A 16081-nucleotide genomic window follows, 5' to 3' on the forward strand; every position below is an offset into this window, starting at 1 on the left:
GTTGTCTGATAGACAAAAAGTAATATTACAACAAATTTTCTACAAAAGAATAAAGAGGTTTTTACATGGATAATTTAAAAATTGTCCTCTTGGGTGGAGTACGTGAAAACGGAAAAAACATGTACGCTGTCGAAGTTGACGACGAAATATTTATTTTGGATGCGGGGTTAAAGTATCCTGATAATGAACTGTTGGGTATTGACGTGGTTGTGCCTGACTTAACTTATATAGAAGAAAACATTGATAAAATCGTGGGAATTTTCTTAACTCACGGACATGCTGATGCAATTGGTGCCTTGCCATATATTGTGGCTAACCATGACATTCCGGTCTTCGGTTCCAAACTTACTATTGCTTTGGCAAAAATCACGACTCAAAGTGACAAAACCAGTCGTAAGTTTAATGGTTTTCATGAGATTGATGAGACAACAGCAATTGACTTTAATAATGCGACGGTTTCATTCTTTAAGACTACACATTCAATCCCTGATTCATTAGGAATTGTTGTGAAGACTAGTGCTGGTCAAATTGTTTATACAGGTGATTTTAAGTTCGATCAAGCTGCTATTCCAATGTATCAAACTGACTTCGGTCGTATTGCTGACATTGGTAAGGAAAAAGTATTGGCGTTACTTAGTGATTCCGCAAATGCTGAATCAGTTTATGAAAACTCAAACGAACGTGAAATTGCTGAGTATATTCTTGAGACTTTCAAGTATCAAAAAGGTCGTATTGTAGTGGCTAGTGTTGCTTCTAACATTCAAAGAATGCAACAAATCATCGATGCAGCAAGTACCTTGAATCGAAAAGTTGCGATTGCTGGTAAAGATGCTGAGAAGATTGTTCGAACTGCCATGAAATTAGGCTATTTGAAGGTTCCTGAAGAAATTCTTATTAATGAAAAAGAACTTAAAAATTATGAACCTGAACAAATAGTTTTGATTGAAACCGGTAAAATGGGTGAGCCAATCAAACTGTTACAAAAGATGGCTAATGCCAAACGTGGACCTTTCAAAATTATGAAGGGTGACTTGGTATTCATCGCTACGACACCAACGTATGCAATGGAAACTATCGTTGCTAAGACTCGCGATATGATCTATCGAGCCGATGCAGAAGTTAAAACAGTTAGTGATGGAAATCTTCATCCTTCTGGTCATGCTAACAAGACTGATTTGCAGTTGATGATTAATTTACTTCGTCCAGAGAATATCGTACCAATCCAAGGTGAATATCGTTTACTTGATAAACATGCTGAGTTAGCAAATGAAACAGGACTTTCGTATAAGAATATCTTCTTGACTCAAAAAGGGGATGTCTTAAGTTATGAGAATGGTCAGTTCCACTTTGCCACAGCGGTAACTGCTGGCGATACGATGATTGATGGTATCGGCGTGGGGGATATTGGTTCAATCGTCTTACGTGACCGTCAAATGTTGGCAGAAGATGGTGTCTTCATTGCGGTTGTTACGATTGATCGTAAGAAGAAAAAAATTGTTGCTCGTCCTAAAGTTAATGCTCGTGGATTCATTTATATGCGTGACAACAAACGTCTCCTTAACGAGAGTGTGGATGTGATTGTCAAAGCTATTGAGAATAATCTCGAGAATAAAGACTTTGATTGGGCTAATTTAAAACAAGATGTACGTGAAGATTTGAATAAATATCTTTATGAGCAGACGCGACGTCATCCAATGATTTTGCCTGTTATTATGGAAGTAAATCAAAATCGTCATCGTGCACGTAAATAGTCGGCTAGGCCGGCGCCGGCTTTTTTATTTGAAAGTTGGATAAGAATGAATAATGAACAAGAAGAACTAATTGAGAAGGGTAATGCTGCTTATGATGACCGCAACTGGGTTGAAGCAGTCAATTATTTTGGACAAGCCTCAATCATTTCTAATAATTTTGAAATAAATAAAAAAATCGTTGATAGTTTAGTCCATTTAGGACGATTTGAAGATGGAGTGGAACAAGCTTCAATTTATTTTGATAAATATTTAGAAACAAATGAAGATACGAAATTTTTGTTTGAGTTATTGATTGCGGCTCATGAATTTCTTTTGGCACATCAGTTTCTGGCAGTTATTAAAAGTCATAGTGAATTCGTTTTGGATAGTGAAGATCAACTATTAATTTCTCAAAACTTACAACAAGAAGAAAATGCTTTTGAACATGAACACAGTGAGGAACTAGCTAATCAAGCCAAAGAACTAATGTCTTTAGTAACGATGCAAGAAGGTGTTCAAGCTAATAAAATTCAAAATATGAAACAATTGCCAATAAAAATTTATTTGGAAGTTGTACCTAATATTTTGTTGAATCCATATCTGCATCCGTTATTTAAAACAGAAATTATTGAGAATTTAGTGAAACTAAAATTAGAGGATACTTATTCAATGAGTTTTTATGGTGAACTCAGAGAATTTATGCCTAGTAAATTAAAGACATTAATGTTTTCACCGGAGTTTTTACAGGCCAGAAATCTTTTACAAGAGAAATTAACTGACTATGACGATTATGAGTCGGGATTGATTCTGAATGAATTTTTGTTATATTTATCTTTAACTTATCCATTTACCAGTGAAATTATCACTAATATGGATGAGTGGATTGAAGTTTATTTGGATATGCGTGAGGGACAAACCGTTGCAAACAGCGGAGAAAATGAAGAAATTGTTACTTGGATTAACCGGTTTAATCAACTATTAGAAAATTTTGGTGGTTAATTAAATCTTTTCCAAGAAATGTATTTACTTTTCAAGTTTCTCTACGTATAATTTGAAGAGTATATTTTTGGGTTATTTTATTGCATAAAAACCTAAAAGTAGTATAATTTAGCATTGAAGAGTGAGCTGCAAGACTCTTTTTATTTTTGCAGTAGAATTCTTACGAAAGCATAATTAGGAGGAATCTTTTAATGGCTGAAAAAGAACATTATGAGAGAACAAAACCCCATGTAAATATTGGGACAATTGGTCACGTTGACCATGGTAAAACAACTTTGACAGCAGCTATCACTAAAGTATTGGCTGACCAAGGCTTAGCTAAGTCTATGGACTATGCAAATATTGATAATGCTCCAGAGGAAAAAGAACGTGGTATTACAATTAATACAGCTCACGTTGAATATGAAACAAAAGCACGTCACTATGCACATATTGATGCTCCAGGACATGCTGACTATGTTAAGAATATGATTACTGGTGCTGCACAAATGGATGGTGCCATCCTTGTTGTTGCTGCAACTGATGGTCCTATGCCACAAACTCGTGAACATATCTTACTTGCTCGCCAAGTTGGTGTTGAATACATCGTTGTATTCTTGAACAAGACTGACTTAGTTGATGATGACGAATTAGTTGACTTGGTTGAGATGGAAGTTCGTGAATTATTATCAGAATACGATTATCCTGGTGATGATGTACCTGTAGTACGTGGTTCAGCACTTAAAGCTCTTGAAGGCGATGCTGAACAAGTTGCTAATGTACAAAAACTTCTTGATATCGTTGACGAATACGTTCCAACACCAGAACGTGAAACAGACAAACCATTCTTGATGCCTATCGAAGACGTATTTACGATCACTGGTCGTGGTACAGTTGCTTCAGGACGTGTTGACCGTGGTACTGTTCATGTTGGTGATGAAGTTGAAATCATCGGTTTAAAACCGGAAATTAAGAAAACAACAGTTACAGGACTAGAAATGTTCCGTAAGACACTAGATTCAGGTGAAGCTGGTGATAACATCGGTGCACTTCTACGTGGTGTTGATCGTGATGAAGTTGAACGTGGACAAGTTCTTGCTGCTCCTGGTTCAATCCAAACTCATACTAAATTCAAGTCTGAAGTTTATATCATGACAAAAGAAGAAGGTGGACGTCATACTCCATTCTTCTCAAACTACCGTCCTCAATTCTATTTCCATACAACTGACGTTACAGGTGTTATCGAACTACCTTCAGGGGTAGAAATGGTTATGCCTGGTGACCAAGTTACTTTTGAAGTTGACTTGATCGCTCCAGTTGCTATCGAAAAAGGTACAAAATTCACTGTTCGTGAAGGTGGACGTACTGTTGGTGCCGGAACTGTTACAGAAATCTTGGACTAACATATAAGTTTAATAATTAAAGCTAGGACAATTGTCCCTAGCTTTTTTATTTTACCCAATAAAAAGTTGCCAAATGTTTACAACCACGCTTATTTAATGTAGAATTATCGAGTATGAGATTTACAGAATTTTAGATATAACTGGAGGATTTTTTCATGGCTTCAAAAGCTAAGTGGACAAAAAAAGGAAAAACAGATGGAGAATTATCATTCAAAATCGATCGAGATAAAATCAATGAAGGACTAGACATCGCATTTAAAAAAGTTCGTAAGAATTTAAATGCTCCTGGATTCCGTAAGGGTAAAATGCCTCGTCAAATCTTTAACAAAATGTACGGTGAATCTTCACTATATGAAGAAGCACTAAATGCTATTTTGCCAGAAGCATACAATAATGCGGTTGAAGAAACCAAAATCGAACCAGTTGATCAACCTAAAATTGATGTTGAATCATTATCAGAAACTGATCCTTGGGTTCTAAAAGCTCTTGTAACAGTTAAACCTGAAGTTAAATTAGGTAAATATAAAGATCTTGAAGTTAAAAAACAAAAGAGAACTGTAACTAAAAAAGCTGTTGATGATGAAATTGAAAACAAACGTAACCAACAAGCAGAATTAGTTCTTAAAGAAGATCAACCTGCAAAAGACGGCGACACAGTAGTTATTGACTATACTGGAACTGTTGACGGTACAGAATTTGACGGTGGTTCAGCTAAGAACTACTCACTAGAATTAGGCTCAAATTCATTCATTCCTGGTTTTGAAGAACAATTAGTTGGTCACAAAGCTGGTGAAGATGTAGTTGTTAAAGTAACATTCCCAGAAGAATACCATGCTAAAGACTTAGCTGGAAAAGCTGCTGAGTTTGCTACAACAATTCATGAAGTTAAAGAAAAACAACTTCCTAAGCTAGATGATGAATTTGCTAAAGATGTTGATGACAGCGTAGAAACACTTGATGAGCTTAAAGAAAAGATCAAAGCTGATTTGAAGAAACAAAAAGAATCAGAAGCAGATGCTGCAATTCAAGATGAAGCACTACAAAAAGCTGTTGCCGATGCTAAAATCGATGACATTCCTGAAGCAATGATTGATACCGAAGTTGATAACCAAATGAACCAATACATGAATACTATTCAATCACAAGGTATGAATCCAGAAATGTACTTCCAATTAACAGGTACAACTGAAGAAGATTTGCGTAACCAATTCAAATCAGAAGCAGACAACCGTGTTAAAACTGACTTAGTATTGGAAACAGTTGTTAAAGAAGAAAAAATCAAACCAACTAAAAAAGAAGTTGAAGACGAAATCAAGTCATTAGCTGCTCAATACAACATGGATGAAAAAGTTGTTCGCCAATCATTGACTGACGAAATGCTAAAACATGATATTGCAGTTAAAAAAGCTCTTGATATCATCGTTGATTCAGCAGTTGAAAAATAATAAAAAACAGCTCTTCGGAGCTTTTTTTTGAATCAAAATTCTTTACGAAATAAAGAAACGATGATAAGCTATCCTACGCTAAGATATAGGGGGTTTTAAGAATTGGAAACAACAGAAATAAATGGATCTATTAAATGTTCTTTTTGTGGAAAAACGCAAGACCAAGTAAAGAAAATTGTTGCTGGTCCTGGGGTTTATATTTGTAATGAATGTATTGAACTATGTAAAGATATCATTGAAGAAGATCTAGCTCATGAATCAACAGTTAATAATGTTCTAGAAGACATTCCTAAGCCAGTTGAAATTGACAAAATTCTAAATGAATATGTAATTGGTCAATCAGCTGCTAAACGTGCTTTGTCAGTGGCTGTTTATAATCACTACAAACGTGTTAACAAGATGAACAGTGCTAGTGAAGAAGACACTGAATTACAAAAGAGTAATATTGCGATGATTGGACCAACAGGTTCAGGTAAAACATTCTTGGCACAAACTTTGGCAAGAATTCTTGATGTGCCATTCGCTATTGCTGATGCCACTACTTTGACTGAAGCAGGTTATGTTGGTGAAGACGTTGAAAATATTCTACTTAAACTCTTACAAAACGCTGATTATGACGTTGAAAGAGCTGAACGTGGAATTGTCTACATCGATGAAATTGATAAGATTGCTAAGAAGAGTGAGAATGTTTCAATTACTCGTGATGTTTCAGGTGAAGGTGTTCAACAAGCACTCTTGAAGATACTTGAAGGAACCATTGCCTCAGTACCGCCTCAAGGTGGACGTAAGCATCCTCAACAAGAACTAATTCAAATTGATACGACTAACATTTTGTTCATTGTTGGTGGAGCTTTTGACGGCATTGAAGAGATTATTAAGAATCGTCTCGGTGAAAAAACTATTGGCTTTGGCTCAAATCAAGAAGATATCGATTTTGAAGAAGATGATAGTTTAATGCAACGAGTAATTCCGGAAGACTTAATGAAATTCGGAATTATTCCTGAGTTTATCGGACGTATTCCAATCATCACTGCTCTAGAGAAACTAACTGAAGATGATTTAGTTGAAATCTTGACTAAACCAAAGAATGCTCTAGTAAAACAATATCAAGAGCTATTAGCGCTTGATGATGTTTTATTAGAATTCAAGGATGATGCTTTAAGAGCAATCGCTCAAACAGCTATCGAACGTGACACTGGAGCACGTGGACTACGGTCAATCGTTGAAGAATCAATGCTTGATACTATGTTTGAAGTTCCAAGTCGCAAAGATGTCAAAAAAGTTATCGTAACTAAAGAAGCAGTTTTACAAACTGCCAAACCTGAACTACTCCTAAAAAATGGAAAAGTTGCTTAAAGACGCTTACGCGTCTTTTTTTTGTAAGCTAATTATTTCAAAAAATTGAGAGATAAGACTATGATTACATTTGTAACTAATTATTAGGAGGAATTAATAATGGCAGAAATGATCAATGCATCCGATGCGATGTTGAAAGTTATGGAAGATTGGGGGATTGATCACATTTTTGGTCTACCAGGTGGCTCATTTGATTCGACAATGAACGCCTTACATAATCGTCAAGATACCATGCGTTATATCCAAGTTCGTCATGAAGAAGTTGGTGCTCTAGCAGCTTCAGGGGAAGCAAAAATTACTGGAAAGATTGCAGCAACTTTTGGTTCTGCAGGACCAGGTGCAGTACATTTGTTAAATGGATTGTATGATGCCAAGCATGATAATGTACCAGTTTTAGCTTTAGTTGGACAAGTTGGGACTCAAGTAATGAATACTGACTACTTCCAAGAGTTAGATGAAAATCCAATTTTTGCAGATGTGGCCGTCTACAACCGGACAGTGATGACCGCTGAATCATTACCACACGTTGTTGATCAAGCTATTAAGCAAGCATATAAATACAATGGAGTTGCTGTAGTAACTATTCCTACAAGCATTGGTTGGGAACAAATTCCTGATACATTCCAATCAACGGCTAACTTGTTTAGTGTCGGTAATTATCAATTACCAAATAATGAGGACATCACTAAGACCTTGGACTTAATTAAAGAAGCCAAGCGTCCAATAATTTACTTTGGCCAAGGTGCAAAAAAAGCCGGTCAAGAATTGAAAGAACTATCTGATAAATTAAGTATTCCACTCATGTCTAGTGCCTTAGGAAAGGGTATTATTGCTGATGATGACCCAGCTTATATGGTATCAGCTGGACGTGTTGCTACTAAACCGGGTGTGGATCTAGCTAAAGCTGCTGACTTAATTTTGTTTGTCGGTAGTAACTATGAGTTCGGACAATTCTTCTTTGATCCAAAGGCTAAGTTCATCCAAATAGATATTGATCCAAGTAAATTCGGTCACCGTCATGCAACTGATGTTGCCATTCTAGCCGATGCTAAAGTTGCTCTTAGAACTTTGATTGACGAAAGTACTGCTGTGAGTGAAAAGACAGGATTCTATCAAGCAAGTCTTGAAAATAAGCAGAATTGGAAAGATTGGGTTCAAAGTAAAGAAAATGATACCAATTCGCCACTTCGTGTTGAACCAATCTTCAAAGAAATCAATGCTCATGCTACCAAAGATGCTATTTTTAACGTCGATGTTGGGAACGTAACAATTGATGGTGTGAGATTCTTGAACATGGTGCCAACACAAGGATTCGAAACTTCTGCGTGGTATGCAACGATGGGAAATGCCTTACCAGGTGCTATTGGTAATCAAGTTAAGTATCCAGAACGTCAAGTATGGTCAATCAGTGGTGACGGTGGATTCTCAATGGTAATGCAAGATATTATTACGCAAGTTAAATATGACTTACCAATCATCAATGTGATTTTGAATAACGGTTCCTTAGGATTCATTGAAGCTGAGCAAGATGATAAACAACAACCTCATTCAGGTGTTGATTTGATTAAATCAGACTTTGCTAAAGCTGCTGAGGGAATGGGAGCTACTGGAATTAAAGTAACTAACATTGATGAGTTAAAAGCTGCTTTTGCCAAAGTAGATGATCTTAAAGGACCAATTGTAATTGATGTTGATATTGAAAATGCACGTCCATTACCAGTTGAACAATTGCGATTAGATGATCCAGAATTTGTTAAGAATTATCAAGCTGAAGATTTAATTCCGTTTGAAAAGACTCTAGAAAAATATAATGCTTAAAAAGACCTGCGGGTCTTTTTTTATTACAATTAGTTTAGGGGGTATTGCTTTACGGTGAAAATAGTGCTAAATTAATACTCAGTACTTTGAAAGAAGGAAAAAATACAAAATGAAAATTTTAAAACGTGTGTTACTTAGTTTGCTAGCATTAATCTTGATAGTAGTTGCTGGTATTGGGTTTATGTTCAGAAATGAAATTTCTACAATCAGCAATATTAAACAAGTTGATAAATATCCATTCTATGAAATGACTTATAAAGGCGATTATGGGTTTGATGATTTCTTAAAAGAAGGAGCTAGTAACGATACTGAACTAGTTCAATTCGTCTCCAAGAAATTGTTGAAGGGATTGCCACTAAATATCAAAGTTCCAGATTTAGGTTGTGCAACTTTTACAGCACGAACACCTGATAATCAAAAAGTATTTGGACGTAACTTTGATCTTGATTACTCACCATCAATGTTAGTTCACACTAATCCCGATAAGGGTTACAAGAGTATTTCGATGGTTAACTTAGCCTTTCTAGGGTTTAAAAAGGAAACCATGAATAACTATCAAAAGAGAATCCTTGCTCTAGCGGCTCCATATATTCCACTTGATGGAGTTAATGAAAAAGGATTGAGTGTTGGAGTCTTATTGTTAGATGACAAACCAACTGATCAAAAAACCAGCAAAGTCGATATCAATACTACGACCGCTATTCGTTTGATGCTTGATAAAGCAAAGAACGTTGACGAAGCTGTGAAATTATTGAAGAAGTACGATATGCATTCATCTGCTAATTCGACTTATCATTTCCATATTGCTGACGCTAGTGGAAAATCAGTCGTTGTAGAGTATGTGAATAATAAAATGAAATTAGTTCAACCAACTAAGAATTATCAATACGCAACTAACTTCTATCTATCTCCAGAGAAGAACAAGATGGGTAAAGGATTCGATCGTTACGCAGTTTTAGAAAAAACTTTGGATGAGAAAAAAGGTATCATGACATCTAAAGATAGTATGAACTTATTAGAATCAGTGCATGTTACTCCTGAAATCCGTAAAAAAGGTATCTTTAAGAGCAAATCTGATACTCAATGGAGTGGAGTTTACAATTTGACTAAGAAGTCCTTAAACGTCTCCATAGATGGTAATTACAAGAAAGTTTATCACTTCAAAGTGAAATAAAAAGCCGAAAGGCTTTTTTTATTGTGGTAAACTTAATTGACTAAGGAGTTAACTATGAAAGTAAATAATGTATCTATGAATTTAAGTGCAGTTAGTTCAGCACAATATCCCGATGATGGTTATCCAGAAATTGCTCTAGCGGGCCGTTCAAATGTTGGTAAGTCATCATTAATTAATACTCTAATTAACCGCAATGCGTTTGCGAGAACTTCTAGCAAACCCGGTAAGACTCAGACACTTAATTTTTATAATATCGAAGATCAATTATATCTAGTGGATGTTCCGGGTTATGGTTATGCAAAAGTATCGAAGAAACAACGTGAAGAATTCGGCGTGATGATTGAAGAGTATCTAACAACTAGAAAACCACTAAAAGGGGTTATTATTCTTGTTGATGGACGTCATGAACCAAGTGAAGATGATATTTCAATGTATGAATTTGTCAGATACTATAATATTCCAGTCTTAATCGTGGCAACGAAGATGGACAAGGTTAAAGGTAACCAGTGGAATAAGAGTGAGAGTATCATTCGCAAGACTCTTGAAATTGACGATCAAACAGATTTTCAAATCTTTAGTTCTGAGACTAAATATGGTAAAGATGAAGTTTGGAAGTGGATTGAAGAGCACATGTAAGAACTGATTTAAAAATTGGGAATGGGGATTTCTATGAAAAATATAGTAAAAATTATTACTGTGGGAGTATTAGTTTTTATCTTAGCTGGTTGTCAAAAAAAGGCTGAAAATGAAACAAGTCATGCTGATAATACTGAACAAACTCAACCACTTAAGAAACAGTTAGCAGCAGTAGCAAGAGTACCAATGGATCAAAAGATTAGTTTGTCACAAGAAGTGAAGATTGCGGCAGCCAATAATGATGTTGTAGAGACACGTGGACTAGGTTTTGAGCAAGTTACTTATTATAAGAATTTTTATTTGCCATTTAACTGGTTGGAATTACAAAAAGAAAGTAAAGAAGTATTATATAAACTTCCTAGAGCAGATAACGGTGACGCAATGTTAAATGTCTATTTGCTTAATGCATATGACAAAAGTCCGCTAGACGATGGGAAGTTGTTGTCAGGAAAAAAACTTGCTCAAGCAATAAAAGATGATGGTAATAAATTAAGTAATACCACCACCACAAAAATTGGTGCACATACTTGGCATTTGGGTATTGAAAAAGTTCCAGACAAGAAGATGATGAAATATACCTTCTATCGAGTTGAAGACACAGGGAATTTTTATGACTCGCTGATTGTAGTTAATTATGTAGAAGGAATAAATGCATATAAAAACGACAGTGAGCAAGTAAAGAGCAATATTGCTAAGGTAAAAGCAGTTATTAATAGTTTTACTGAAACAAAGAAGAATTAAAAAGCAGCTACCGGAAAGGTAGCTGCTTTTTTTTAATTTTTTTCTACTTCATTATACGGTGGAAAATCAAAAAATTCTTGAACTGAAATTCCTAAACCGGAGCAAATAGCTCGAATTGTTGTTATTGTTGGACGTTTGCTAGATCCATCATACAGTGCATTTAAAGTGGACTGGTTTATTCCTGAAAGAACTGCCAGCCTATTAATGGTAATGTTTCGCTCATTAATTAAAGTAATTAAATGATCCGCAATTAATTGTCCGTCATTTTTCAATATAAAATCTCTCCTAACAATATATCGTTAAAAATACTTTAAATGAAATGTGTCTGAAGCATTAACAATACATCGTTGATTGTTACCGATATATCGGTTATAAACGGGGATGTAAATAATAATTTAATTATCTAATAGATTAGCTAATATGTGCAAGCGTTTTGCTCTTTTATCGATAAAGTTATTTATATAAGGTGTAAATTGTTAATCATGAAAATAATTACCGATATATTGTTGACTATTTTTCAATAATCCAGTACAATCTTGGTTGTTACCAATGTATTGGTAATTACATGATTATTAACAAGTATATTTGGGGAAATATATGGTTATAAATCAGGTGTTCAATATAAGGGGGATTTTATGAAGAAAAATATAAAAAAAGTAACTTATGGAGCATTGGCTGTAACAATGATGCTTCCACTAGGTAGTACTTCTATTAAGGCTGCCGTTGAAAACAATTCTGCATCACATGTTGAATTGAGTAAGTTACAAAATAAGAAAGTTTCAACAAGCACAAATCAACAAAACAGCAACGCTGCTTCTCAAAGTAACGTGGATGCACCTTCATTAACTTTTGCACAATTTGAAGCTGATGCAAATGGTGCGCAACAATACTTCTCTAAGAGTTTATGGGAGACTGTTGCTTCGTATGTAGGTAATTATAGATATAACAACGATGTAATTCCCCAATCTGCGTTCGATAAAATTTATATGTTGAATCAAACTATAAGTAGAATAGATTCAACAAAGGGTGTTGAATATTTGCACGGTTTAGCACAAGTTGATTTGAGAAATGGTAATACTGATACTCTTACTCAAGAAGACTTTGACCGCTTCGCTGAAGTACCCACAATTAGTTATTTTACTGCCTCAGGCAATGTTAATCTTGAAAACATTGATTTCTTAAAAGGTATGGACGGCCTTACGAGTGTTGATATTGACAATACTAGTGTCAGCGATTTGTCACCACTTGCTGAGTCGGGATTGAAATCCAGTAAACATGCAACATTATATGCATCCCATTTGAATCAATTTGATAAAGATGGTGATGGGTTCGCTGACGGTAATGGTGTTGATGAATCATCACTAAAGAATATTTTAGGAATTCATTTTGTAACGCTTAATTTGAATTATGACAATATTACTGATAATGGAGTGGAGATTTTAAGCGGTTTAACTCCATTACTTGTTGGTGTCACTTATCCGGAATTTAGTTTAGGTTTAAACGGAAATAATATTTATGATGTCTCTCCACTAGGCAAAATTGCCTTTGACAAGGAGAAGATGAACAAAATAAATGTATACGTTCAAGATAACCACATCTTAGATATTTCACCATTGACTAACTTTACAACTGATGCATCTCTAAATCACGTTGATGGAAGAAATCAATATATTAATCTAAACGATCCACATTTCAATGGTAAGTATGACGAATATATCAACCATAAATACGTATTTCCAACAATAACAGAACTAGATGGAAAAACAATTATGGAGTCAACAAACGAGCCAACAAATACCTTTAGAAAAACAAGTAATAGTGATGGAACACATTCATATGAATGGTTCACTCAAGGTAAAAAGACCTTCCAATTTCAATCTGACGCTGGTGATACAAGCGGTTCTGATTTACAGTTCGATGGAAGTATTGAACAAACTATTGGTGATAAACCAGCAGCAGACAAGAACAGCGTAACAGCACACTTTGTTTTAAATGATAAAAATGGTGAGAAGTTGTCTGATGACAAGATTACTACTGGTCAAACTGGAGACTCATATTCACTAGATTATGGAACTTCAATGAAGACAATTGCTAAAGATGGCAAAGTATATGATTTGAAATCAATTGATGGTAAAGAGAGTGGAACATTTACTGATGTTAACCAAGATGTTTACTATATTTACTCATTAAGAGATGATGGCACACCAGCAGAAGATGCAGCACCAGTGCATGTTGTCTATGTCGATGAAGCTGGAAACAAAATTTCTGATGGATACGATATTACTGGAAAAGTCGGTGATAAGAAGTCAGCTGATAAGAAAAATATTTCTGGTTATACCTTTAAGGAATTCCAAGATGCTGATGACAAAGACGGTAATGTAACACTTGGCGATAAAGAAAGAACAATCAAGGTTGTTTATACGAAATCATCAGATGACAATAATAACGGTGGCAATGGTGATGACAATGGTAACGGACAAAAACCAGGTGATAATGGAAATAATAACGGCAAGAATACTGATCCAAAAACAAATAATAATGTAACTAAAAACGTTACACAAAATCTATCAAGAAGATTGCCACAAACTGGCGAAAATCTTCGTAATGCTGGATTCTTAACTTTAATTGGAATTGGATTAGTTTCATTAGCTGGATATTACGTTCTAAACAAAAAGAAAAGTGTTAAATAGGTTTTAAAATGCAAAAAAGATTTGATAGTTATGAAGATGTTTTTGATTGGTATTCAACTAACTCAAGTATCGTGCAAAAACTAGAAGGAGTGACACGAAAATCAGGGATTAGTTTCATGCAGTATTGCTGTTTACTTACTATTGATGGATCTGATTGTGCAACTCCAACAAGTATTGCAGAAAGTCTTTCATTATCAAAATCGTCAGTTTCTAGAACTTTGAAATCTTTAAACCATAAAGATCTCATCCAAAAAAGATATGGAGAAAGTTCGGATCAACGAATAATCAAAATGTTTGTGACTGAAGAAGGATCGAAAGTAATTAAAGATGTCAATTCGAAACTAATTAAGAAAGAAGTTTAATTCTTTCTTTTTTTGTAATTGAATTAATGTACTTAGAGGTGAAGAAATGAACAAAACAAAGGGGATTATATATAGTAGTTTAATTTTGTTACTACTATTACCGACTAAAAGTAACTCTTCCGCTGTAGCAGCAACCAGTCAAAATAGTTCGGATAAACATATAGAACTTGCTCAAGACTTAAGTAAAAGTGCGGAGACACCAACAGTTCCAGCTTTAACCTATGATCAGTTTGAGGCTAATTCGTATCAAGAAGATGGCTATTTTTCACGCGCGGTTTGGTCAATAATTAGTGAGCACTTACGTGATTACAAAGGAAAGAACATAGTAATTCCACAATCAGCTTTTGATGAAATTAAAACTTTTCGTTTACAAGGTAATGAAAAAGCTGGAGTTTATGGTTTAAAGGGTGTCGAGTATTTACATGGACTTGTAACGGTCGACTTAGGTGATCAAATTCACAGTACAGATGCGGTTGCAGTTGGTCAAGAAGAAATTGATAGATTCTCTGAGATAACTTCCATTCAAAAATTTACTAGCGTAAATGATTGGGCATTAAATAATATCAATTTTATGAGAAAAATGAATTTGATATATATAAATATTGATGGTTCTGATGTTTTTGATTTGTCACCACTAGCAGATATAGCTAGGAATAATAGTGAAATAGATGGGATTGAATTGAATGCTTCGAACATGGGTATATATGGAAAGCATAAAGGAATTTCTGATGAGTCATTAGAGAAAATTACTAATGTTCCTTTCAAGACTCTTAATTTGAATTATGACAAGATAACAGATAATGGAGTCGAAAATTTAAGTAAGTTAGTACCTCCAAATATAAACGGAGAAAAATACCCAGAATTCAATTTAGGCTTAGAAGGCAACGAAATTTATGATGTTATTCCATTAAGTAAACTAATTTTTGACAATAAGAGAATGGATAAAACTTTCATAAATATTCAACATAATCATATCTTGGACATTTCACCATTGATTAATTTTTCAAATGAAAAAACTCGGGAACATGTTAATGGGAAGTCACAGAATATTTATTTGAATGACTCACATTTTGCTAGGAAGTATGATGTAAAAACCTATCAAAAATATGTTTTTCCAAATATTACCGATTTAGATGGAGAAAAACTAATTGAGACAACTGATCAACCCAAAGATACCTATATAGAAACAAATAATGAAGATGGTACACACTCGTACGAGTGGACTACAGATAGGAAAAAAGTTTTTCATTTTCAATCAATTGCTACAAACAACAAACATTATTTATTTGATGGAACTATTGTTCAGATGATTGGAAAGGGTAATCCTGTGCAAAGAACCAATATTACGGCTCACTTTGTTTTAAAAGAAAAGAATGGTGAGAAATTGTCAGAAGATAAAGTATCTTCTGGGGAAATTGGTGATTCTTACTTATTAAAATATAGTAGTTCAATGAAAGAAATCATTAAGAACGGAAAAGCCTATGATTTAAAGGCAATCATCGACGGCAAAGAAAAAGGATTATTTAGTGATAGTAATCAAGACATTTACTATATATATGAAGTGAGAAGCAATTTAAATAATAGTCAAAAACCTAATGATAGCAGGCACAATAAAGCAATAAAAAAAGCACTTCCAAGAACCGGAGAGCAAGCATTTAGCAATGAATATTTATTTTTTATTGGAATTGGAATTATTATGACTGCTGGGTATTTTGTACTTAGTAAGAAACGCATTAATTAGGAGGAAA

General features: G+C 34.5%; 13 protein-coding genes. 12 read left to right on the plus strand and 1 reads right to left on the minus strand.

Annotated features, from left to right (window positions below; genetic code table 11):
• Positions 1-65: 65 nt before the first annotated feature.
• The 9 genes from Q2T76_RS04485 (at position 66) to Q2T76_RS04525 (ending at position 11281) form a co-directional block, all read left to right on the plus strand.
• The gene (locus Q2T76_RS04485) at positions 66-1751 is read left to right on the plus strand and encodes a ribonuclease J (protein ID WP_302084328.1); all 1686 of its coding nucleotides are present in this window, start codon (positions 66-68) and stop codon (positions 1749-1751) included.
• 45 nt (positions 1752-1796) lie between these two features.
• Positions 1797-2729, plus strand: coding sequence for a hypothetical protein (locus tag Q2T76_RS04490; RefSeq protein ID WP_302084329.1), 933 nt, complete (start codon positions 1797-1799; stop codon positions 2727-2729).
• Positions 2730-2920: 191 nt separating this feature from the next.
• Positions 2921-4111, plus strand: coding sequence for an elongation factor Tu (gene tuf / locus Q2T76_RS04495; protein ID WP_302084330.1), 1191 nt, complete (start codon positions 2921-2923; stop codon positions 4109-4111).
• Between the two features lie 155 nt (positions 4112-4266).
• Positions 4267-5556 carry a trigger factor gene (gene tig, locus Q2T76_RS04500; protein ID WP_302084331.1) on the plus strand — a complete coding sequence of 430 codons (1290 nt, stop codon included), beginning with the start codon at positions 4267-4269 and terminating at the stop codon, positions 5554-5556.
• A gap of 102 nt (positions 5557-5658) precedes the next feature.
• A complete protein-coding gene (clpX, locus tag Q2T76_RS04505; protein ID WP_302084332.1) occupies positions 5659-6912 on the plus strand; it encodes an ATP-dependent Clp protease ATP-binding subunit ClpX in 1254 nt (417 codons plus the stop codon).
• A gap of 99 nt (positions 6913-7011) precedes the next feature.
• The gene (spxB, locus tag Q2T76_RS04510; protein ID WP_302084333.1) at positions 7012-8730 is read left to right on the plus strand and encodes a pyruvate oxidase; all 1719 of its coding nucleotides are present in this window, start codon (positions 7012-7014) and stop codon (positions 8728-8730) included.
• A 109-nt stretch (positions 8731-8839) separates the two neighbouring features.
• Complete coding sequence (locus tag Q2T76_RS04515; protein WP_302084334.1) at positions 8840-9904, plus strand: C45 family peptidase; 1065 nt, start codon at positions 8840-8842, stop codon at positions 9902-9904.
• Positions 9905-9958: 54 nt separating this feature from the next.
• Positions 9959-10540: a ribosome biogenesis GTP-binding protein YihA/YsxC gene (gene yihA / locus Q2T76_RS04520; protein WP_302084335.1), complete on the plus strand. Its 582-nt coding sequence runs from the start codon at positions 9959-9961 to the stop codon at positions 10538-10540.
• Positions 10541-10573: 33 nt separating this feature from the next.
• The gene (locus Q2T76_RS04525; protein ID WP_302084336.1) at positions 10574-11281 is read left to right on the plus strand and encodes a hypothetical protein; all 708 of its coding nucleotides are present in this window, start codon (positions 10574-10576) and stop codon (positions 11279-11281) included.
• Positions 11282-11313: 32 nt separating this feature from the next.
• Here Q2T76_RS04525 and Q2T76_RS04530 read toward each other — a convergent pair whose 3' ends face one another.
• Positions 11314-11553: a helix-turn-helix transcriptional regulator gene (locus Q2T76_RS04530; protein ID WP_302084337.1), complete on the minus strand. Its 240-nt coding sequence runs from the start codon at positions 11551-11553 to the stop codon at positions 11314-11316.
• A gap of 363 nt (positions 11554-11916) precedes the next feature.
• Between Q2T76_RS04530 and Q2T76_RS04535 the strand changes: the two genes are divergently transcribed.
• From Q2T76_RS04535 to Q2T76_RS04545, 3 genes are read left to right on the plus strand one after another with little or no spacing between them, the layout of a single operon-like run.
• Positions 11917-13971, plus strand: coding sequence for a MucBP domain-containing protein (locus Q2T76_RS04535; protein ID WP_302084338.1), 2055 nt, complete (start codon positions 11917-11919; stop codon positions 13969-13971).
• Positions 13972-13979: 8 nt separating this feature from the next.
• Complete coding sequence (locus tag Q2T76_RS04540) at positions 13980-14333, plus strand: MarR family transcriptional regulator (RefSeq protein WP_302084339.1); 354 nt, start codon at positions 13980-13982, stop codon at positions 14331-14333.
• A 46-nt stretch (positions 14334-14379) separates the two neighbouring features.
• Positions 14380-16074, plus strand: coding sequence for an LPXTG cell wall anchor domain-containing protein (locus Q2T76_RS04545; RefSeq protein WP_302084340.1), 1695 nt, complete (start codon positions 14380-14382; stop codon positions 16072-16074).
• The last annotated feature ends 7 nt before the right edge of the window (positions 16075-16081 follow it).

The sequence above is a fragment of the Lactobacillus sp. YT155 genome (assembly GCF_030504545.1).
Lineage (GTDB): Bacteria > Bacillota > Bacilli > Lactobacillales > Lactobacillaceae > BQUT01.

Excerpts from the sequence above, each read along its gene's own strand:
- Q2T76_RS04485 (WP_302084328.1), top strand. The coding sequence starts at position 66 with ATGGATAATTTAAAAATTGTCCTCTTGGGTGGAGTACGTGAAAACGGA.
- Q2T76_RS04490 (WP_302084329.1), top strand. The coding sequence starts at position 1,797 with ATGAATAATGAACAAGAAGAACTAATTGAGAAGGGTAATGCTGCTTAT.
- tuf (WP_302084330.1), top strand. The coding sequence starts at position 2,921 with ATGGCTGAAAAAGAACATTATGAGAGAACAAAACCCCATGTAAATATT.
- tig (WP_302084331.1), top strand. The coding sequence starts at position 4,267 with ATGGCTTCAAAAGCTAAGTGGACAAAAAAAGGAAAAACAGATGGAGAA.
- spxB (WP_302084333.1), top strand. The coding sequence starts at position 7,012 with ATGGCAGAAATGATCAATGCATCCGATGCGATGTTGAAAGTTATGGAA.
- Q2T76_RS04515 (WP_302084334.1), top strand. The coding sequence starts at position 8,840 with ATGAAAATTTTAAAACGTGTGTTACTTAGTTTGCTAGCATTAATCTTG.
- yihA (WP_302084335.1), top strand. The coding sequence starts at position 9,959 with ATGAAAGTAAATAATGTATCTATGAATTTAAGTGCAGTTAGTTCAGCA.
- Q2T76_RS04525 (WP_302084336.1), top strand. The coding sequence starts at position 10,574 with ATGAAAAATATAGTAAAAATTATTACTGTGGGAGTATTAGTTTTTATC.
- Q2T76_RS04535 (WP_302084338.1), top strand. The coding sequence starts at position 11,917 with ATGAAGAAAAATATAAAAAAAGTAACTTATGGAGCATTGGCTGTAACA.
- Q2T76_RS04540 (WP_302084339.1), top strand. The coding sequence starts at position 13,980 with ATGCAAAAAAGATTTGATAGTTATGAAGATGTTTTTGATTGGTATTCA.
- Q2T76_RS04545 (WP_302084340.1), top strand. The coding sequence starts at position 14,380 with ATGAACAAAACAAAGGGGATTATATATAGTAGTTTAATTTTGTTACTA.